This window comes from Flavobacterium sp. AC267, from assembly GCF_979258715.1.
Genome location: NZ_OZ409875.1, coordinates 2,907,210 through 2,928,390 on the forward strand (window position 1 = coordinate 2,907,210; position 21,181 = coordinate 2,928,390).

Annotated in this window: 13 protein-coding genes and 7 pseudogenes; 16 read left to right on the forward strand and 4 right to left on the reverse strand. The window is 32.1% G+C overall.

Annotation, left to right across the window (positions count from 1 at the left end):
- Positions 1 to 113: 113 nt before the first annotated feature.
- Positions 114 to 2,562 (reverse strand): annotated as a pseudogene (gene thrA, locus ACZZ95_RS15225) (bifunctional aspartate kinase/homoserine dehydrogenase I).
- Positions 2,563 to 3,202: 640 nt separating this feature from the next.
- Here thrA and hutH point away from each other — a divergent pair.
- From hutH to ACZZ95_RS15305, 16 genes and pseudogenes are all read left to right on the forward strand, one after another.
- A pseudogene (hutH, locus tag ACZZ95_RS15230) lies at positions 3,203 to 4,718 on the forward strand (histidine ammonia-lyase).
- A gap of 48 nt (positions 4,719 to 4,766) precedes the next feature.
- Positions 4,767 to 5,412, forward strand: a pseudogene (locus ACZZ95_RS15235) (DUF47 domain-containing protein).
- Positions 5,413 to 5,441: 29 nt separating this feature from the next.
- A pseudogene (locus tag ACZZ95_RS15240) lies at positions 5,442 to 6,359 on the forward strand (anion permease).
- Complete coding sequence (locus tag ACZZ95_RS15245) at positions 6,346 to 6,783, forward strand: anion permease (protein ID WP_463469689.1); 438 nt, start codon at positions 6,346 to 6,348, stop codon at positions 6,781 to 6,783. Before ACZZ95_RS15240 ends, ACZZ95_RS15245 begins: the two are co-directional and overlap by 14 nt.
- 155 nt (positions 6,784 to 6,938) lie before the next feature.
- The gene (locus tag ACZZ95_RS15250) at positions 6,939 to 7,262 is read left to right on the forward strand and encodes an SMI1/KNR4 family protein (RefSeq protein ID WP_463469690.1); all 324 of its coding nucleotides are present in this window, start codon (positions 6,939 to 6,941) and stop codon (positions 7,260 to 7,262) included.
- 26 nt (positions 7,263 to 7,288) lie between these two features.
- A complete protein-coding gene (locus ACZZ95_RS15255; protein ID WP_463469691.1) occupies positions 7,289 to 8,350 on the forward strand; it encodes an SMI1/KNR4 family protein in 1,062 nt (353 codons plus the stop codon).
- Positions 8,351 to 8,537: 187 nt separating this feature from the next.
- Positions 8,538 to 9,365 (forward strand): WG repeat-containing protein, encoded by an 828-nt coding sequence (locus ACZZ95_RS15260; RefSeq protein ID WP_463469692.1) that lies wholly within the window; start codon positions 8,538 to 8,540, stop codon positions 9,363 to 9,365.
- On the forward strand, positions 9,362 to 9,880 hold the full coding sequence (locus tag ACZZ95_RS15265; RefSeq protein ID WP_463469693.1) for a WG repeat-containing protein: 519 nt from the start codon (positions 9,362 to 9,364) through the stop codon (positions 9,878 to 9,880). The genes ACZZ95_RS15260 and ACZZ95_RS15265 overlap by 4 nt, the downstream gene beginning before the upstream one ends.
- A 177-nt stretch (positions 9,881 to 10,057) precedes the next feature.
- Positions 10,058 to 10,516 (forward strand): hypothetical protein, encoded by a 459-nt coding sequence (locus tag ACZZ95_RS15270; RefSeq protein WP_463469694.1) that lies wholly within the window; start codon positions 10,058 to 10,060, stop codon positions 10,514 to 10,516.
- Positions 10,517 to 10,850: 334 nt separating this feature from the next.
- Positions 10,851 to 11,480 (forward strand): hypothetical protein, encoded by a 630-nt coding sequence (locus ACZZ95_RS15275; RefSeq protein ID WP_463469695.1) that lies wholly within the window; start codon positions 10,851 to 10,853, stop codon positions 11,478 to 11,480.
- Between the two features lie 89 nt (positions 11,481 to 11,569).
- On the forward strand, positions 11,570 to 12,337 hold the full coding sequence (locus tag ACZZ95_RS15280; RefSeq protein WP_463469696.1) for a WG repeat-containing protein: 768 nt from the start codon (positions 11,570 to 11,572) through the stop codon (positions 12,335 to 12,337).
- The gene (locus ACZZ95_RS15285; RefSeq protein ID WP_463469697.1) at positions 12,319 to 12,702 is read left to right on the forward strand and encodes a hypothetical protein; all 384 of its coding nucleotides are present in this window, start codon (positions 12,319 to 12,321) and stop codon (positions 12,700 to 12,702) included. The genes ACZZ95_RS15280 and ACZZ95_RS15285 overlap by 19 nt, the downstream gene beginning before the upstream one ends.
- Positions 12,703 to 12,727: 25 nt before the next feature.
- Positions 12,728 to 12,805: pseudogene (locus ACZZ95_RS15290) on the forward strand (WG repeat-containing protein); the annotation flags it as partial.
- A complete protein-coding gene (locus tag ACZZ95_RS15295; RefSeq protein WP_463471691.1) occupies positions 12,791 to 13,342 on the forward strand; it encodes a WG repeat-containing protein in 552 nt (183 codons plus the stop codon). The pseudogene ACZZ95_RS15290 and the gene ACZZ95_RS15295, both read left to right, overlap by 15 nt.
- Positions 13,343 to 13,345: 3 nt before the next feature.
- Positions 13,346 to 15,061, forward strand: coding sequence for a WG repeat-containing protein (locus ACZZ95_RS15300; RefSeq protein WP_463469698.1), 1,716 nt, complete (start codon positions 13,346 to 13,348; stop codon positions 15,059 to 15,061).
- 15 nt (positions 15,062 to 15,076) lie between these two features.
- Positions 15,077 to 16,420: a WG repeat-containing protein gene (locus ACZZ95_RS15305; RefSeq protein ID WP_463469699.1), complete on the forward strand. Its 1,344-nt coding sequence runs from the start codon at positions 15,077 to 15,079 to the stop codon at positions 16,418 to 16,420.
- Here the strand turns inward: ACZZ95_RS15305 and ACZZ95_RS15310 are convergent.
- From ACZZ95_RS15310 to ACZZ95_RS15320, 3 genes and pseudogenes are all read right to left on the reverse strand, one after another.
- A pseudogene (locus ACZZ95_RS15310) lies at positions 16,417 to 16,936 on the reverse strand (DUF421 domain-containing protein). The gene ACZZ95_RS15305 and the pseudogene ACZZ95_RS15310 overlap by 4 nt on opposite strands.
- An 87-nt stretch (positions 16,937 to 17,023) precedes the next feature.
- Positions 17,024 to 18,406, reverse strand: a complete 1,383-nt coding sequence (gene rimK, locus ACZZ95_RS15315; protein ID WP_463469700.1) for a 30S ribosomal protein S6--L-glutamate ligase — start codon at positions 18,404 to 18,406, stop codon at positions 17,024 to 17,026.
- 140 nt (positions 18,407 to 18,546) lie between these two features.
- Positions 18,547 to 21,094: pseudogene (locus ACZZ95_RS15320) on the reverse strand (ATP-dependent Clp protease ATP-binding subunit).
- Between the last annotated feature and the right edge of the window lie 87 nt (positions 21,095 to 21,181).

The window sequence follows — 21,181 nt, forward strand, 5'->3', positions numbered from 1 at the left end:
GAACAAAGGCTTTGCTACAGAATATTTTTTATTTTAGGTTCAGAGTGGCAAAGGTTTATAGGTTCAAAGGTTTTAACTTTGTTGCTTTGCACCTTTGAGCCTTTGTACCTTCTTTAGTTATTCCCTATTCGAATTACGTCAGCAAAAATTCCGGATGCTGTAACCGCGACTCCTGCACCGGCGCCTTTGATCAATAAAGGCTGGTCTACGTAGCGATCTGTGTAGAACAATACGATATTATCTTTTCCTTCTAAATTGTAAAAAGGATGATCTTTTGGAATGAATTGCAGGCCAACACTTGCTTTTCCGTTTTCGAATTGTGCTACATATTTCAAACGAGAATCTCTGGCTAAAGCTTCTTTATAGATATTTTCAAAATGCGGCGCGTGTTTGATTAACGATGCAAAAAAGTCTTCGTTGTTTGTTGTTGCCAAACATTCTGCAGGTAAAAACGATTCGTTTGCGATGGCGTCAATATCCATTTCATAACCGCTTTCGCGAATAAGGATCAGGATTTTACGCGCTACGTCGATACCGCTCAAGTCAATTTTTGGATCTGGTTCTGTAAAACCTTGAACTCCTGCTTCTTTAACCACATCGTGGAAAGAATTATTCTCATCAAAATTGTTGAAAATAAAGTTCAGACTTCCAGATAAAACCGCCTGAATTTTATGCACTTTATCGCCAGAAGCAATTAAGTTTTTTACAGTATCGATAATCGGCAATCCCGCACCAACATTCGTTTCAAACAAAAACGGAGCGTTGTATTGGCGTGATAAGCTTTTTAATTTTTTATAATTATCGTAAGCAGAGGAACAAGCAATTTTGTTACAAGTTACAACCGCCATACTTTGTTTTAAAAACTGCTCATAGGTTTCAGAAACACTTGCATTTGCTGTGATGTCCACAAAAATACTGTTACGTAAATTCAGTTCTTTCGCACGGGCGATAAAATCTTCTTTGTTTGCAGTTTCACCATTATCCAAAGCCGACTGCCACTCTTTTAATGAAATTCCGTCTTCATCAAAAAGCATTTTTCTAGAGTTGGATAAAGCGATTACGCGAACATTAATTTTCAAATTCTCTTTTAAGAATTTCTTCTGGCTGTGAATCTGTTCGATGAATTTTTCACCCACATTTCCAACTCCCATTACGAATAAATTCAGCTGTTTTGTATTTTCTTCGAAGAAATTCTCATGTAAAGTATTCAACGCTTTTTTAACGTCTCTTTCGTTAATTACAGTCGAAATATTACGTTCAGAAGCTCCCTGCGCAATTGCACGAATGTTTACGTTGTTTTTTCCAAGAGTGCTAAACATTCTTCCGCTTAAACCTTGGTGATTTTTCATGTTTTCACCCACCAAAGCAATGATACACAAGTCTTTTTCTACATAACAAGGATCGATTTTGTTTTGCGAAATCTCGATTTCAAAAGCTCTGTTGATCAGCTGCTTCGGCATTATCTGCATCCGAATTTAAAATTCCGATACAAATGGAATGTTCGGAAGAAGCCTGAGTAATAAAAATGACGTTGATTTTTTTCCTGAGACAATACTTCAAACAAACGTCTTGAAGAACCTGCAACTCCAATCATTCCAGGACCTTCAAGTGTAAGAAGTGAAATATGATCGATATGACTGATTCCTTTTACAACCGAATCTTTAGAAGAAATAGTATCAGAAATCAAAGTTCCTACAGCTTCCGGCTCAAAAGTATTTTTGATTAAAATAGGAATATTTTTTCTTAAAACCGGCTGAATTGTTGGTGGATATAAAACTTTGGCACCAAAATGCGACAATTCCATCGCTTCCTGATACGAGATATTTGCAATAGGTCGCGCTTGTTTTACGATTTTCGGGTTAGCAGTAAACATTCCGTTTACGTCAGTCCAAATTTCTAATTGTTCTGCATCAAGGGCACCCGCAATAATAGCAACAGTATAATCTGATCCATCGCGTCCTAAAGTAGAAGTAATTCCGTCTACAGTCTGCGCGATAAAACCCGGCAGTATATTAATTTTTGATTCATTTGAAGCGAAATACTCCTGAATCAATTTATTTGAAACTTCAAAATTGACAACAGCCTTTCCGAAATCAGCATTTGTTTTAATCAATTCACGGCTGTCTTTGTATCTTGCACTTTTATCAACTTGCTGATAAGCCTGCGCGATAATATAAGATGAAAGCAATTCTCCAAAACTCAAAATAGTATCGGCAGTTCTTGGAGATAATTCGCCCAATAAAAAACAACCGTCTAATAAAGTTTCAAGATGATTGATGATTCTTTTTACATGGCTTAACAAACTGCTTTGCTCGCTTACCGGAATAAGTTCTTTAAGCGTATCAAGGTGTTTTTTCTCGATTTCGGCAACAACTTCTCTAAAACTTTCGTCGTTTCTGTCACGCTTTTGCACGCCAATTGCAATAAATCGGTTACTTTGCTAAGTGCAGAAACTACAACAACTAGTTTGTCCTTTTGAGCTTTTTGATTGATAATGTCGAGAACGAGTTTTATATTTTGAGCATTGGCAACCGAAGTTCCGCCAAATTTTAATACTTTCATTTTATGATATTTTTTTAATAAGGTGCAAAGGTTTTAAGTAACAAAGGTTCAAAGGTTATGAACTGTGAACTGAAACTGAAAACTGCGGCTATTTTTTTCTTTTGTAACTGTTTTTCATGTATCCAATACCTTTCTTCTTTTAAAAAAAGTATAGACAACCAAGGATTATATGTAAAAATGTATACCCCTAAGGGGTAGTAGTTGTTGTAGTAGAAATAATTGTAGCGACAATTGCAACTCGAGTTGGAGTTGTCGTTGTAGATTGATATTTTGTGCTGTTACTTTTCATTTTGATTTTTCAAAAGTACAGTTTTTTAAAAGCATTAAAAATTTTTAAAGGCTTTTTGCGAATATTTTAATAATTCAAATATCAATAATTTAATATTGAGCATTTGTTAAAATTAAAGATGCTAAACTGAGGTTTTGATATATTTAAGACTTCATTTTCTTTTGTTTATGGCTTATAATGATTTGATTTTTAATGAAAAAATGACTGAAATACGTTAATCAGCTTGATTTTTAATATTGATGAAAAGTTAAAAGCTTAGAATAGCCAATGCCGAAATTTTAATTATTGTGATAAAATGTTGCTTTTTAATATTGATTTGTTGAATTTTGACATCTTAAATTGAAAAACGTCATGAGAGAAATCCATTATATAAGTACTGAAACTATAACTTTAGAAACTTTACAAGAAATATTATCTAATAATAAATCGCTTGAATTATCTGAAGAAGCAAAAGTAAATGTTCAAAAGTGCCGTGATTACTTAGATAAAAAAATGGCATCACATTCTGAACCAATTTACGGTATCAATACAGGTTTTGGATCACTTTGTAATGTGAAGATTTCGAATGAAAATTTATCTAAACTTCAAGAAAACTTAGTAAAATCTCATGCTTGCGGAACGGGAGAAGAAGTTCCGTCGGAAATTATAAAAATGATGCTTTTGCTTAAAATTCAATCTTTAAGCTACGGACATTCTGGAGTGCAGTTGAAAACGTTAGAGCGTTTAGTTGATTTTTATAATAATGATATTTTACCTGTAATTTATACGCAGGGTTCACTTGGAGCTTCAGGAGATTTAGCACCTTTAGCACATTTGTCATTACCTTTAATAGGAGAAGGCATTGTGTTTTTTGAAGGAAAGAAAACAGCATCAGCTGAAGTTTTGCAAGCATTTTAACTGGGAACCAATTGTTTTACAGTCAAAAGAAGGTTTGGCTTTGTTGAACGGAACGCAGTTTATGAGCGCTTATGGAGCTCATATATTAATTAAAGCATACAAATATTCGTACTTGGCAGATTTAATTGGAACGATTTCTTTAGAAGGTTTTGATGGAAGAATTGAACCATTTAATGAATTGATACATTATATACGTCCGCATAAAGGGCAGATTATAACTGCACAGCGCGTTACAGAATTTTTGGAGGGAAGCGAAATTATCGCTCAGGAAAAGAAACATGTTCAAGATCCGTATTCTTTCCGTTGTATGCCGCAGGTTCACGGTGCTTCAAAAGATGCCATTGATTATGTTCGAAAAGTGTTTAAAACAGAAATTAATTCGGTTACAGATAATCCTAATATATTTATTGAAGCTGATCAGATTATTTCTGGCGGAAATTTCCATGGACAGCCTTTAGCTTTAGCTTTAGATTTTATGGCAATTGCTTTGGCAGAATTAGGAAGTATTTCTGAAAGAAGAACCTATCAATTGATTTCAGGACTGCGCAATCTTCCCGCATTTTTAGTAGATAATCCAGGATTAAATTCAGGATTAATGATTCCGCAATATACTGCAGCAAGTATTGCAAGCCAGAACAAGCAATTGGCAACGCCGTCAAGTGTTGACAGCATTGTTTCGAGCAACGGACAGGAAGATCACGTGAGTATGGGAGCAAACGGAGCTACAAAAGCCTTACGAGTTTTAGATAATTTAGAGCGTATCTTGGCAATCGAATTGTTGAATGCTTCTCAGGCAATTGCCTACAGAGAGCCTCTAAAATCAAGTGATTTCATCGAAATGTTCCTAAATAGCTACAGAGAAGTTGTGCCTTTGGTAAAAGAAGACAGAATCTTACATAACGATATAGAAAACACCGTTTTATTCTTGGAGAGTTTCCAAATAGAAAACGATTTGTTAACAATGGCTTAACATTGCAAAATATTATTGAAGTAATTTTGCACTATCAAAAATAAAACAATGTCAATAAACAGTATTTTCCAATTTTTAGTGCCGAAGGACAAAAAATTCTTTCCACTTTTTGAAGAGGCTTCAAGCAATTTAATTGAATTAGCTTCTAACTTACACGAAGCTGTAAATTTACCATTAAAAGAAAGAGAAGTTCTTTTTCAAAAGATTGACGAATTAGAGCAAAAAGGTGAGGACATTACACGTCAGACCAATTTGGAATTAAGCAGAAACTTTATTACTCCATTTGATAGAGAAGATATTCATACGCTGATTACTTCTATTGACAACGTTGCAGATTACCTTCACGGTGCTCGCAAGCCGTATGAGATTGTATCAAGTTGATAAGATTACAAAATCTATCAGAAAGATGACAGAAATCAACCTTGAGGCTTGTCAAAACATTGACAGTGCGGTTAAAGAATTGAGAAATTTAAAGAATTTCAAGGTTATTAAAGATGCTTGTTCTAGAATTAATAAACTGGAAAACAAATCTGATAACGTTTATAACAAAGCAGTTTTTGAAATTTTTGAAAACGAAACAGACGCTAAAAATATTATTAAATATAAAGAAGTGTTATCTGTTTTAGAATCAGCAACAGACAAATGTAAGAGTGTTGCAAACATACTAGAATCTATTTCTGTAAAACATTCTTAATTCAATTTTTCATTCTGAAGTTATAATTTATGACGCTACTTATATTAATTATAGTATTAGCCTTAATTTTTGATTACATCAATGGTTTTCATGATGCGGCAAATGCTATAGCGACTGTTGTTGCTACAAAGGTTTTAACGCCTTTTCAGGCCGTTCTTTGGGCGCATTTTTTAACTTTTTAGCTTATTGGGTTTTCGGATTTGGTGTTGCAGATACTGTTGCAAAAACAGCAGATACAATGCAAATTGACCTAGTGGTAATTTTAGCGGGTGTAATTGCTTGCAATCTGCTGGAATTTATTAACATGGTGGTTAGGAATCCCTTCAAGTTCATCTCATACTCTTATTGGTGGTTTTGCTGGAGTTGCGGTGGCGCATGCCATTGCAATTCATGGTTTTTCAGGTTATGTGGGACCAGATGGTACAACACATCATTGGTATGATATAGTGAGTTGGTATAAGGCTGGAAAAGATGGTGGTATGCCTTCGGGAGTACTTATCATTATTGCTTTTATTGTTTTAGCACCATTATTAGGAGCTTTGGCCTCTTATTTAATTTCGATCTGGCTTTTAAATGCTTCTCGTAAAAATATAGGACCAAAAATATTTACTGTTGCTTTAATGATTGCCACTATTTGGTTTGTTTACGTACAAATGATTCCATATGACGAAATTGTAAAAGATGGACATCAACCTCGTTTTGCAACTTCTGTTTTTTGGAGTGTAGCATTTGAGCCACATAATATTAAGTGGTTTTTGGTTGCGTTTATTGTATTGACGGTGAGTGGTTTTTGTTTGATATTTAGTAGTTTGAATCTTCATCAGGCTGATGCGGCTTTGAAAAAAATGCAGTTATTATCTTCTGCGGCCTTTAGTTTAGGTCACGGAGGAAATGATTCACAAAAAGTAATGGGTATCATAGCAGTACGCTGTTGTGGTTTATGTTAATACAAATCCTGGTGTTCATATGGATTCTTGGTTAGATGTGGCTCTTCCTTCTGAAGATGGTGCTTTTAAAATGCCGCCATGGATTCCTTTAGCGTGTTATTCTGCAATTCTTGCTGGAACTTTGAGTGGTGGATGGAAAATTGTAAAAACAATGGGTTCTAAAATCACAAAAGTAAGTTCATTTGAAGGTGTTGTTGCTGAAACTGCTGGAGCCTTAACGCTTTACTTTACAGAACATTTAAAAATTCCAGTAAGTACAACACATACTATTACAGGATCTATTATTGGAGTTGGATTAACAAAACGTGTATCTGCAGTTCGCTGGGGAGTTACCGTAAGCTTAATCTGGGCTTGGATTTTAACTATTCCAATTTCGGCTTTATTAGCAGGATTAGTTTATTTTATACTGAGCGTATTTATTTAATAAATGATTATTGTGAAATGTGAGGGATAAAATCACATTTATCAAAATATTTTAAAGCCGATTTCAATTTTGAAATCGGTTTTTTTTTTTGTTTCTAAAACATCTTTTTCAATACTTATAAAGTAATATATTTGATGTCAATTTAAAAGCCATTTATGATCGATCAAAAAACTTTAAGCCAAATAGAAAGAATAAAAAAGAAGCTGATTTTAGCAAAAGATACTGATAGTGATTTTGAAGTTTTTGTCGCGGACAGTCATAATTATGTTGTTGGAGAAACGTTGCGTAATGAGGATATTTTGCAATTTGAAAGCGATTATAATGTTTCTCTTCCTGAATGTTACAAAGCGTTTTTAATGCATATTGGCAATGGAGGAATGTCTTATGAAAAATCTCGTTGCAGGCCCTGGGTACGGAATATTTCCTTTTTGGTAAAAATATTGCAGAATTTGTTTATAGTAATCCTGAAAATTCCTTAAAACAAGATTGCAAAATTCATCCTGAAATGAGTGATGATTTTTGGAAAGAACTAAATAAGAAAATTGATGGAGATAATTCTGATGAGGATTTTGAAGACGAATTAGGTAAAATTTTCGCAGGGATCTTGCCTATTGGAACAGAAGGCTGTACTTACTATTATGGTCTTATTTTAAATGGGGAATTTAAGGGAAGGGTTGTTAATATTGATGTCGATCGACGTAAACCATACTTTGCTTTTGAATCTGATTTTTTAGATTGGTATGAACGCTGGCTTGATGAAATCACAGCAGAAAATGCAAATGATGATAATGATCTATTTAATCATACATTGGGTGGCGGAGTAACTCATATTTTAGAGGTGTACAAATCTGCGGATGATGAGGAAATTAAATTAGAATGTTTGTTTGCAATTTTAAAAAAGAAAAAGATAGCTTCGCAAACATTAGATATTTTAGAAAAAGAGTATAATACAAGTGAAGATAAAATCCAGAAAAAACTGCTTCAAATACTTACAAAATTTGATTATAGCAGGGCATATCCTTATTTGATGGAATTTGCTAAAGAGGATATTCTATCTGCGTTTCAATTTGTGTTTTGGTATGCAAAAGATAGAAGTGCTGACTGGCTTGAATTTATACAAGAAAATATTGAAAGAATAAATGATGAAGAAACATTTCAATTCTGTACTTATCTGCTAAAAGAAATGAAGTTGGATTATGGAGTCATGATTGTTCCATTTGCATTCAATGAAAATGAAGAAATTAGAAGACAGCTTTATTATTCGCTTGGACAATTAGAAAATAAAAAAGATTACCTTGATACGTTTATAATAGGGTTAAAAGACAAATCTAATTGGGTTGTGCATGCTTCAATACAGGCTTTAAATGGAATTAAAGATGAAAAACTGTTGCAATATTATAAAGTGATTGCGGAGCGATATCCAAAAGAAGAGGATTACATCTTATCAAATTTAAACCGTAATCTTGAAGTTTTCGGATTGTCTTCTACAGAAATTAAAACTATTGATATAAATAAATTGAAAACGACTGCATCTAGTAGAAGAAAATGGTTTCAATTTTGGAAATAACAAAAAAGCCGATTTTAAATTTGAAATCGGCTTTTTTATTGGATAAAACTGGAGTTGAATCATTGTCTTAATATACAAGTTTAAAAACTTTTCGGGACCATTTTTGTTGTTAGTGATAATGATCTTTATGAGATTTTAATACAGCATTTATAATTACTGCTATTAAACAATCATAAACGAAGCACAAATGAAAAAAATAATCTTATTCTTTATTCTGGTAACTAATGTTTTCTATGGTCAGGAAGGCACTTATAAATACGGTTTTATTGATATAAAAACAGGTAAAGAAATTACTCCTTTAAAATACGACAAAATACGTAGTTTTAAAAAAGGGCTGGCCGTAGTTGAGCTTGATAGAAAATTTGAAATCATTAATAGGGTAGGAAAAGAAATTATCCCAGTTGCATTTGACTACATTTTTAGGTACAAATACATGATCGTTGTAGAAAATAAGCGTAAATATGGAGCTTTTGATTTAGAGGGATTTGAACTTAATGCTCCTATTTATGATCAGATTCGTTCGATTAGTTATATAGATGATACTTTACCCTTGTACGTTGTAGAAATTAATGGCAAACATGGCTTTTTTAATCAGCAAGGTGAGGAAACAACAGAGATAAAATATGACCAAATTGGATACGTGGTTAATATTGGGAAAGTTTCACTTACTCCTGCCAGAATAGACAATAAATGGAGTTTTTTTAATGATGAGGGTAAAGAAGCTTTTCCAGTTAAATACGATGCATATGAAAGTTTAGGATTTTCTTCTAATTTATACGAAATGATGAAGATAAGCAATAATGGTAAATGGGGGTGTATTAATGAAAATCTAATAGAAGTAGTTCCGCCGAAATACGATGAAATTTATTTTAAGCAATTAGGAGAAAATCTAAATGTTATTAATGTAAAATTAGATAATAAATGGGGAGTTTTTGATATGTTGGGGAATCAACTTGTAGGAGTTGAATGTGATGAAATAGATGTACAATATTCTGGTTTTATTTTTTTAAAATGAATGGGAAATGGGGAGTTAAGGATCGAAGTGGCCGAGAAATTTTGACCGCCCAGTATCAGGAGATAGAATTTCATTATCATAATGATTTATTTGCTGTCAAAATAAATGATAAATGGGGGGTTGTTAGTGGGGCAGATCAAATAGTTATTCCAGCCAAGTATGACGAATCATTTTTGTTTTCACCTGTAGATTCAAAAATTACAGGAACCCTAAAAAATAAGACAATAGTTTTTGATGAAAAAGGCAACATCATTTCTAAAAAGAAAAAACTTGTATATAAAGGTAGTTACTATAACGATTATTGCGGCACTAGAAGCGGAAATTCTAATCGTGATGATAGATTGGAGCAAGAAAAAAATGAACAACGAACTTCTGATTTGATTAAAGTTAAAATAAATGACAAGTGGATGTTGATTGATAATGAAGGTAATAAAGTGACTTTACCAATTGAAAGTGATAGTAGAGCACATTTTTATAGAGAGGGTATTGCTACTGTAAAAGTGAGAATTGATTAAACGTTATTTGAAGTGAATTTATAGAAATAATGGCTTTTGTGAATAAAAATGGAGGTTAAAAAATGTCTTAAAATGACGATTTAAAAACTTTTAGGGATTATTTATTGAATTCTATATAAAGATTTTTGCAAAATTATTTTAAAAGAAATTTATAAATTAATTTAAAAGCAAATGGCAATGATTTTTGATAAACCAATAATTCTTGAAGGTGACGAAGGAAGTGTAGTATTAATCTATGGAGAACATATAATTGGAAATATTACAAAAGAAAATGCAAATCTAAGTATTGAGAGAATAGATAAAAGCGTTTTTAATTCTGCTGAATTTGAAACAATAATAAATATTAGCGAAATCTTTGAATATGAATTCGAACCTGCAAATGATTCACATATTATGTTCGAAGTTAGAAATAGTGATTCTATAACTTATAAAACTATTGATTTTAAAGATTCTGAAACTACAAGACAAGCAGAGAAATTAATAAGTGAAAAATTTAAGCAATTAGGGTTTAAGCGAGAGGAAAAACAAATAACGCCTCTTAGTCTTGCTGTTATTCCTGGATCTGTTGCGGCTTTTGTTGCCGTGATGGGAGGAATTTTACTTGGTATGCAAAGTATCTTGAAACTCGAGTTATAACTCGTACACGAATCATAAAATGGTATGTTTATATTTTTGAAAAAGTAGCGGAAGTAGTAGGGTTTTATCCATTCTTAATTATTACGGTAGTTCTGACAGTTGGCTGTTTGATATGGATGATTAAAAGAATGTCAAATCCTCCAATTAAGATTAGTGCTGTAAAATAATTTACGAAAGCCGATTTCAAAACTGAAATCGGCTTTTTTATTGGGTAAAATTTTAATATTGAAATTATGTCTTAAAGTGTTAGTCATAAAATTTTTAAGGGCTATTATTGAAGCTTATTAGAAGGACTTTTGCAAATTAAAGAGATAACAATTTTAAAATTCGCAAAATGACATCAATTTTTGAAAAGCCATTGCTTATTAATGGACAAGGTGGTAGTGTAGTATTATTTTACGGAAACTATATTATTGGAAATATTGCCAAAGAAGAGACAGATTTAATTATTGAAAGAGTTAATAAAGAGGTATTTAATGCTTCTGAATTTGAATCAATTGTAGATGTAAGAGATGTTACAGAATATGAATTTGAACTTGGATGTGATTCGAATATTACGTTTACGATAGAAAAAAATGGAGAAAAATCTAGTCAGGAAATGTATTTTCAGAATGTTGAAGTTTCCAAAGATGCCGAAATAACTTTTAAAGAGCATTTTAAACAACTAGGTTTTAAAAGAGCAGAAATACAGCTAACACCATTGAAAGCGACTGTTACTCCAGGACTATCTGCTTTATTTGTAGCTGGTGGCGGTGCGTTACTTACTTGGTTTGCTTATGCTGTTCAGGATTATGAAACGCGACGCAGAAGAATAAAGTGGTATGTTTATTTATTTGACAAATTAGCGAAAGCTGTCGGATATGTTCCATTTTTGGTTCTGACAATTATCTTAACGCTGTTGTGTTTGTTATGGTTAGTTAGAAGAATAGCAAATCCTCCTTATCAAATCAAAGCAGTAAAATAATTAAAAATAGATTAAAAATAGATTAACTCAAATTAGTAATTGTAATTATTGATTTGAGTTTTTTATTAGATAAAAGATTATATAAAGAAATGAAAAAAATAACATTCATTCTTTTTTTAGTAATTACAGGTTTTTGCCATTCACAAAAAAATAAATTTGATAGTTACAAATACGGCTATATAAATAAAGAGGGTAAAGAAATTACCGATCTGAAATACGATAATGCTGACAGCTTTTTTGAAGGTATAGCAAAAGTAAGTTTAAAAGGAAAATGGGGATTTATTAATAAAGATGGAAAAGAAATAACCCCTATAAAATACGATAAAGCATATACTTTCAAAAGTGGTGTTGCAAAAATTAAACTCAATGGAAAATATGGTTTAATTGATGTAACAGGAAAAGAAATTACTGAGCTAAAATATGACAATATTGGACGTTTTGATCATGATGTTGCCTGTGTAAAAATAAATGGTAAGTGGGGAATTATTGATAATAAAGGAAACGAAATTACTCCTTTGAAATATGATTATATGCAAAAGACTGATTCATACGGTATTTTATGTTTAAAAGGAAAAGATAAAAAGATGTTGATAGATGAAAGTTCCTTGCTAATAGAAGCAAATCCATTAGGATATTTTAATGATACTACATCTTATTTTGATGATTCAGGAATTGCAAAAGTTTGCGCAGACGGTAAATGGGGATTTATAGACAAAACTGGTAAAGAAATTTCAGCAATAAAATACGATTACGTTTTCTTTTTTAGTGAAGGAATGGCAAGGGTCTTATTGAATAATAAATGGGGATTTATTAATGAATTAGGTACTGAAGTTATTCCTTGGTTTACGACTTTTTAGATGAATCAATGCCTTTTGATTTTAAATCAGATCGTGAAATTGGACATATCTTTGAATCGCTTATCAGTAATTATGTTCGACCTATTTACTTATATAAAGACGGAAAACATATTGATTATTATGACTCAGAATATCTTGACGAAGAGCATACTTATTTTAATCACGGATTAGTTTGTGTGCGTGCTAAAAATATATATAAAGACTATAATTGGAGTGCTAAATATCCAAAATATATTTTTTTAGATAAAAAAGGTAAAGAAGTAAAATCAACAATATATGATTCTGTGGCTAATTTATATTATATCTCTGGAAGAACAAAAATGCAGTTTTTTTATGATGATTTAAGATTATTGAAAAAAATATGAGAATGGATGGAAGTATGGATTTGCTGATACATTAGGAAAAATGGTTATTCCGTTCAAATATGAACACGCGCGTGATTTTAAAGATGGAGTGGCTGAAATAAGTCTAAATGGAAAATCTGGTTTGATAAATACAAAAGGAGAAGAAATTACACCGCTTAAATATAGTAGTGTAGACTTTTTTTTCGATGGAATTGCTCGCTTCTATATTCAGGATAGCAACGGTAGAAAGTGGGGTATCATTAACAATAAAGGCGAAGAACTAACACCAATTAAATATGATTTTATAAAGGATTTTAAGGAGGGATTTGCTATGGTAGAACTAAGAAAAAAAATAGGTTTTATTGATTTAAATGGTAATGAAATAATAAAGCCGATCTATAGTAATGGAGACTCCTTTAATGAAGGTTTTGCAGATGTTGTCTACGCTGGAAAAGTTGGATTTATTGATAAAACTGGTAGAGAAATAACTCCTTTTAAGTATGATGAAACACATTCGTTTAAAAATGGTTTTGCGAGAGTTAGAATAAATAATAAATGGGGTCGCATCAATTCAAGCGGTGAAGAAATCACGTCATTGAAATATGATGAGATAGAAGATTTTAAAGAAGATTTTGCTGTTGTAAAAATGATAAACGAGTGAGATTTGACAAATGAAGAAGATAATATACATATTTACAATTCTTATATTTTTAAGCAGTCTTTTTTTATCGTTAGATTTTATAAAACTAATGCCCCTAATCAAGGAAAAATAAAAACAGAAAAAATAGAAACAAGAAAATATGGTTACTCCAGATACGGAGTCATAAATGCAGATGGAAAGGAAATAATTCCTCCTATTTATTATTATATCTGTGATTTTTATAATGGATATATAATCGTAAATAAAAAAACTAGATACGGTATTATTGATTCTACAGGAAAAATAATAGCTCCGGTAAAGTATTATGATGTATGGAGGTTTGAGGGGGATTTAGCACCTGTTCAAATTAAAAATAAATGGGCATTTATAAATAAAATAGGGAAGGAAGTTACAAGTTTTAAATATGATTATTTTGATTATGTAGGAGAAGGTGTTTATGCAGTAAAATTAAATGATAAATGGGGTTTTGTTAATTGTCAAGGTAAAGAAATAACCTCTATTAAATATGATAGTTACGGATTTTTTCATGAAGGGATTTTATCTGTTAAATTAAACAATAAATGGGGTTACATGAATTTAAAGGGAAAAGAAATAATCAAAATAAAGTATGAAGATGCAGGTGATTTTGAAGACGGAAGAGCTCAAGTAACTGTCGATTATAAGGAAAGGTTAATTGATAAGTACGGAAAAGAAATTATACCGCCCATTTATGATGAGATAGAACGATTAGATGATGGATTTGCATATGTTGGAATAAACACCTCTTCTTTTTTTTACATGTGGGGTGTCGTAAATGAGAAAACAGGTAAATTAATTGCTCCGTTAAAATATCAGCGAACACAGATGGCAAATCGTTTTTTTTATAATACAAAAAAAATAGCCAGAATAACAACTTCAGCTAATAAAGTTGGAATAATAAACGAAAACGGCAAGATTATAATTCCTCCCATTTATGACGCAATCGACGCGTCAGGAGAAATCTGTGCAGTTTATACAAATAAAAAGTACGGATACATTAATAGCAACGGAAAAGTCATTGTTCCTGTTGTAAATGACTACATTAACGATCATGATTTTTTTAGTAAAGTTTGTGGTAATATTACTGAGGTAAGTTCCTTGTTGTTATTATACCAGAATAATAAATATGGTTTTACTAATAAAAAAGGAGAAATTGTAACCCCAGTAAAATATGATTCAATCGAACGTCGCTATTTAGGAGGAGCATTTGTCGCAGTTAATAAAAAATGTGGCTATGTAAATGAAAACGGTAGGGAAACAATACCTGCAAAATTTAATATTCCGCTTTCAAAAATGTATAATTATTTTGGCGAAGGAATCTTGATTTACAAAGAAAATAATAAATGGGGAGCAATTGACAGTATTGGTGTTAACATCGTTCAGCCAAAATATAATAGTATGACAGATTTTGCATGGGGATTTTCTATTGGAACGATTAATAATAATTCGTACATAATCGATATGAAAGGAAAGGTCGCGCAAACCTTAAAATATGATAAAATAGAGAAGTGTTATGCAAAAGTTGCATTAGTTTCTATTAACGGGAAATGGGGTGTTCTCGGTAAGAATAATAAACTTACAACTCCAATTAAATATGATGTAATAGAAGAATTTAATAATGGTTTGGCAATAGCAGAAATGAAATTTACTAAATATGGTTTTCCTGTCTACTCCATTATCAATTTTTGGGATCTAATATGATACAATAAAATCAACATGAAAAAAGTATATTTATCAATATTAGTTATTGTTTTAGGAGGTTTTGTATTACATGTATTAAAGTATAATGAAGCAAAGTGTTCAAATAAACATAGTAAGGTTTATGGTCTAACTAAAGCGTCTAATCAAATTATTAGGCATAACTCAATTACTGCTTTTAAATATGATTCTATTGGGAATTTTGACGATGGTTTTGCAATTATTAAAAAAAATAAGAAATATGGAATACTGAATATAACTGGGCAAGAAATAGTGCCTTATATTTATGATTATATCTATCCATTTTATAATGATATTGCTTTTGTTGAGTTAGCAGGAAAAACAGGTTTTATCAATAAAGCAGGAAAAGAAATAATAGGTTGTAAATATGATTTAATAAATGAATTTAATAAAGAAGTAACATCTGCATTTTTAAATGATAAGTGGTTTATAATAGATAAAAAAGGAAAAGAAATCCCAATTTCTTTGAAATATTCGGATATACATGACTTTCACGAAGGAATGGCACAGGTAATTGTCAACTGTAACTCAAATGGCAAAGGCTCTTCTAATAGTAGTAATATTGCAAAATGCGGTTATATTGATAAAACTGGTAAAGAAATTATTCCAACAATTTATGATTATGATTGTTGTGAGAGGTTTTGTGAAGCTGTGGATCAGCCTTTTATTGATGGCTTGGTGGCGATTAGTTTGAATGGAAAGAATGGTTTTCTGAACAAAAAAGGAAAGCCAGTAGTAAATCTAAAATTTGAAGATACAGGATTATTTGCTGAAGGGTTGGCGTTTGTAAAACTAAATGGGAAGTATGGTTTTGTAAATCGAAAAGGTGAAGTTGTTATAGAGACAAAATATGATGAAGTAGTTTCATTTGAAGATGGGGTTGCGGAGGTAATTTTGAATGGGAAATATGGATTGATAAATAAAAAAGGAGAACTTATCGCTCCAATTAAGTATGATTATCTACTTACAATAAAAGAAGATGAATTAGTGCTAGTTGAGTTGGATAACAAATACGGCTTTATAAATAAAAAAGGAAGGCAGATTATAGAAATGAAATATGATCGAGCAGAATTATTTAAAAATGAATTAGCGCTAGTGAAATTAAATAGGAAATATGGCTTTATTAATAAAAAAGGAGAGTTAGTTATAGAAATAAAATATGATGATGCAAAATCATTTGAAGATGGAGTAGCTTTAGTTAGTTTAAATGGAAAATGGGGAGCTATTGATGTTAATAGTCAGGTATTAATACCAATAGAATACTTTAAAGAAGATATAGAATATTCAAATCGTCTTAAAATGTGCAGATCAAATATTATAGAAAAAACTAAAGTCAATTAAAACTTCTGCAAATTCTTATGATTATGTTTTCTCTTATAATGCGTCTGTTTCAAATGCTTTTTATCTTCTGAAATAATGCTGATTGTTCCGTCAATCTCTAACATAGCGAGTTTTACATTTTTAAAAAATTCGATTCCGTGTTCTCTCATGGCTTCCTTTAATTCTTCGTCGGAAATATCTAGGCGTCTTTAAAGCTTTAAAATCAAGTTTTCCGTCATGAATTAAAACTTCTGGTTTGTCAAGTAATAAGTTTCCAAAAAATTTATATCTGCGTGTCAGTTTTTTTATGACAAAATTAATCACAAATAAAACCAAAGCAAGAACCAAACCTCCGACAAGACTGGTGTCTGGACCAACCATGGCGTTTTGAACAGAATTACTAATTAATAAAATCAGAATAATATCGGCAGTATTTAATTGCGAAAGTTCTTTTTTGCCGAAAATACGTAAAGCGATTGTCATAAAAAAATAAACGGCAACACTGCGTATAATAATATCTATATAAGGAAAATGCATATTTTTTATCTTAAAGTTAAATAAAAAAAGCTTTGCCAAAGTTCTAAACTTTGACAAAGTCGCTAAATTATTTAAGAGTAATTAAGTTTAAATGAACTTAACTATAATTTGAAATTCTTTTTCAATTGCTTTAATCATTTCACCTGCAACATCTTTGTTTGTGGCACCTTCAATTCCCTCAAGACCTGGAGAAGAATTTACTTCAAGCAATAAAGGACCTTTAGAAGAACGAATAATATCTACACCAGCAACTTTTAAGTCCATTGCTTTTGCGGCTTTAATAGCGATCTTTTTTTCTTCGGCAGTTACTTTTATGACAGATGCTGTTCCTCCAAGGTGGATATTAGCTCTGAATTCGCCTGGCATAGCTTCACGCTGAATCGCCGCAACCACTTTTCCGTCAATTACAAAACAACGGATATCTTTTCCGTTTGCTTCTTTAATAAATTCTTGAACTAATATATTGGCATTTAAACTTTTAAAAGCATTAATTACACTTTCTGCCGCTTTTTTGGTTTCAGCTAAAACAACGCCTTTTCCCTGCGTTCCTTCTAATAATTTCACAATTAAAGGTGAACCGCCAACCATCTTTATTAAATTGTCTGTATCAAGCGGAGAATTAGCAAATCCAGTTGTTGGAATGTCGATACCACTGTTTAAAAGCAATTGTAAAGAATATAATTTATCTCTAGATTGTGTTATTGCCGTAGCCGAGTTTAAAACAAAAACTTTCAACGCTTCAAACTGACGCGTTAAAGCACAGCCATAAAAAGTAATGCTTGGTCTGATTCTCGGAATGATGGCGTCAAATTGATTTAATATTTTTCCGCCTCTATAATGAATCTCAGGAGTTTTTGCGTCCAGTTTCATGTAACATTCTTTGATATTCAAAAAATGCATTTCGTGACCGCGCATTTCGCCGGCTTCCATGATTCTTTTATTGCTGTACAATTCAGGATTACTGGCTAAAAGTCCAATTCGTAAACCAGAGCTTGCTTTTTCTGAGTTTTGGTATAATTCCTTAAGAGATTCTGGAGTAGGCTGTCCTAAAAGATATTTTTCTTCAGGATCTACTAATACGCGTCCGCTCATGGCTTCGCGGCCCAAGAGCATACGAAAACCCATTGAATCACGATTCGTCAAAGTCATCTCGATCGGCCATTTTGAATCGCCAATTTTAATACTCGTCTGAATTACATAACGGTGTTCTCTAAAACCACTAGAACTTTTTACAATTCGTTTATCTACCAAAGGTGCTTCACAATGGATAATGGTTTTAATATTATTCTGAATTGGATTAATATCAAATTTTACCCAATTGGCATCATTTTTTATGAAAGGAGCTATGTTTAAAGCGTGCATTGCAGAAGTTTTAGCACCAGAATCAACGCGAGCCTTGATTGTCGGGATTCCAAGTTCTGGAAATGAGCACCATTCTTCGTCGCCTAAAATGACTTTGTTTTGAAGCATATATTGTTTTTTTATTATAGAATTTAAAATCAAAAATAGCTAATTGCTTTTACTAAAGATAGTAATTTCCGCAAAAAAAATACCCGTTATGTTATGAAAACGTAACGGGTAAATTATTTTTGTTATAAAATTAAACTAATTTATTGATTAGTCGGCTCTTCTGCTTTATGAATCTCCACTGAAAGTTCTTGTGAATCATCTTTTAGATCCATCATGATCTCATCACCTGAATGTATTTTCGAAGTAATGATTTCTTCTGCCAATAAATCTTCAACATATTTCTGAATTGCTCTTTTTAATGGTCTAGCTCCAAACTGCTTGTCAAAACCTTTCTCAGCAATAAATGCTTTTGCTCTGTCTGTTAAGCTTAATTTGTAACCTAGTTCAGCAATACGAGAATACAGTTTTTTCAATTCGATTTCGATAATCAAATCAATGTCAGATTTTTCTAAACTATTGAATACAATTACGTCGTCAATTCTGTTTAGGAATTCAGGAGCAAAAGTTTTTTTCAATGCATTTTCGATAATGCTTTTTGAGTTTTCATCAGCTTGAGCCACTTTCGCAAGCAGTTCCAAATCCAACACCTTGTCCGAAGTCTTTCAATTGTCGAGCACCCACATTAGATGTCATGATAATGATAGTGTTTTTAAAGTCAATTTTACGACCTAAACTATCTGTCAAATATCCGTCATCTAAAACCTGAAGCATCATATTGAATACATCTGGATGCGCTTTTTCGATCTCATCTAAAAGTACAACACAATATGGTTTTCTACGAACTTTTTCAGTCAATTGACCACCTTCTTCGTAACCAACATATCCCGGAGGCGCTCCAACTAAACGAGAGATCGCAAATTTCTCCATGTATTCACTCATGTCGATACGAACCAAAGCATCTTCAGAATCAAATAATTCTTTTGCTAATACTTTAGCTAACTGTGTTTTACCAACTCCAGTTTGTCCTAAGAAAATGAATGAACCAATAGGTTTATTAGGGTCTTTAAGTCCGGCTCTGTTACGTTGAATAGAACGTGCAATTTTAAGAACAGCTTCATTTTGACCAATTACTTTGTTCTGAATTAATTCAGGCAATTGAGCTAATTTGTTACTCTCCGTTTGCGCAATTCTGTTTACAGGAATTCCAGTCATCATAGAAACAACATCGGCTACATTATCTTCTGTAACTTCAATTCTGTTATTTTTAGAATCTTCTTCCCATTGTTCTTGTGCAATAGCTAGATCTTTTTCGATACGTTTTTCATCATCGCGAAGTTTGGTCGCTTCTTCATATTTTTGTTTTTTAACAACCATATTTTTGTTTTCACGCACTTCTTCTAACTGACGTTCTAAATCCAAAATTTGTTTTGGAACATCAATATTCGTAATGTGTACACGAGAACCAGCTTCGTCAAGAGCATCAATAGCTTTGTCTGGTAAGAAACGCTCAGACATATATCTGTTCGTTAATTTAACACAAGCTTCAATTGCTTCCTGAGTATAAGTTACGTTGTGGTGATCTTCGTATTTGTCTTTTACGTTATTCAAAATTGCAATAGTTTCTTCAACAGAAGTTGGTTCAACAATTACTTTTTGGAAACGTCTTTCTAAAGCGCCATCTTTTTCAATATATTGTCTGTACTCGTCAAGAGTAGTAGCACCAATACATTGTATTTCTCCTCTTGCTAAAGCAGGTTTGAACATGTTTGAAGCATCAAGCGAACCTGTTGCTCCTCCAGCACCTACAATAGTATGGATCTCATCAATAAAAAGAATGATATCATCGTTTTTTTCCAGCTCGTTCATTACGGCTTTCATTCTTTCTTCAAACTGTCCTCTGTATTTTGTTCCAGCAACTAAACTTGCTAAATCAAGAGTTACAACACGTTTGTTGAAAAGGATACGTGATACTTTCTTTTGTATAATGCGTAAAGCAAGTCCTTCTGCGATAGCAGATTTACCAACCCCAGGTTCTCCAATAAGAAGCGGATTATTCTTTTTTCTACGGCTTAGAATTTGTGAAACACGCTCAATTTCTTTTTCGCGTCCTACAACTGGATCTAATTTTCCTTCTTCAGCCATTTCTGTTAAATCTCTCCCAAAATTATCTAAAACCGGTGTCTTAGATTTTTTGTTTGACTTATTGGCGGGATTATTAAAACTACTTTCTTTAAGACTGTCATCTTGTCCTGAATCGTCATTATACGATTCGTTTCTTGGTAAGTTTTCTAAGAATTCTTCTTCGTTTGGAGTCATATTTAAATACTGTTCTTTAGCTACGTCATAATCTATTTTTAGTTTATTCAATAGCTTGGTTGTTGGATCGTTTTCGTTGCGTAAGATACATAACAGCAGGTGGGCCGTGCTAATTGATGAACTTTGAAATACTTTTGCTTCTAGAAAAGTGGTCTTCAGCGCCCTTTCGGCCTGTCGGGTCAGATGAAGGTTTTTCTTTTCTGCATTTACTTCAACGCTCAGGTTGGCAGGACTTAGTATTTCTACTTTTCTGCGTAAATGATCTAGATCGACTGCCAGGTTATTAAGTATATGAATAGCTTTTCCGTTACCATCTCTTAAAATGCCCAGCATTAGATGCTCTGTACCAATAAAGTCGTGGCCTAAACGTAAAGCCTCTTCTTTGCTGTATGTAATAACATCTTTTACTCTTGGTGAAAAATTATCATCCATAATATATAATTGGTATTGTAAATTTAGTGAATTACAGTTTTAAAAACAAAAACCGTACCCTTCAAGAACTCCTGACAGCTAATAGAC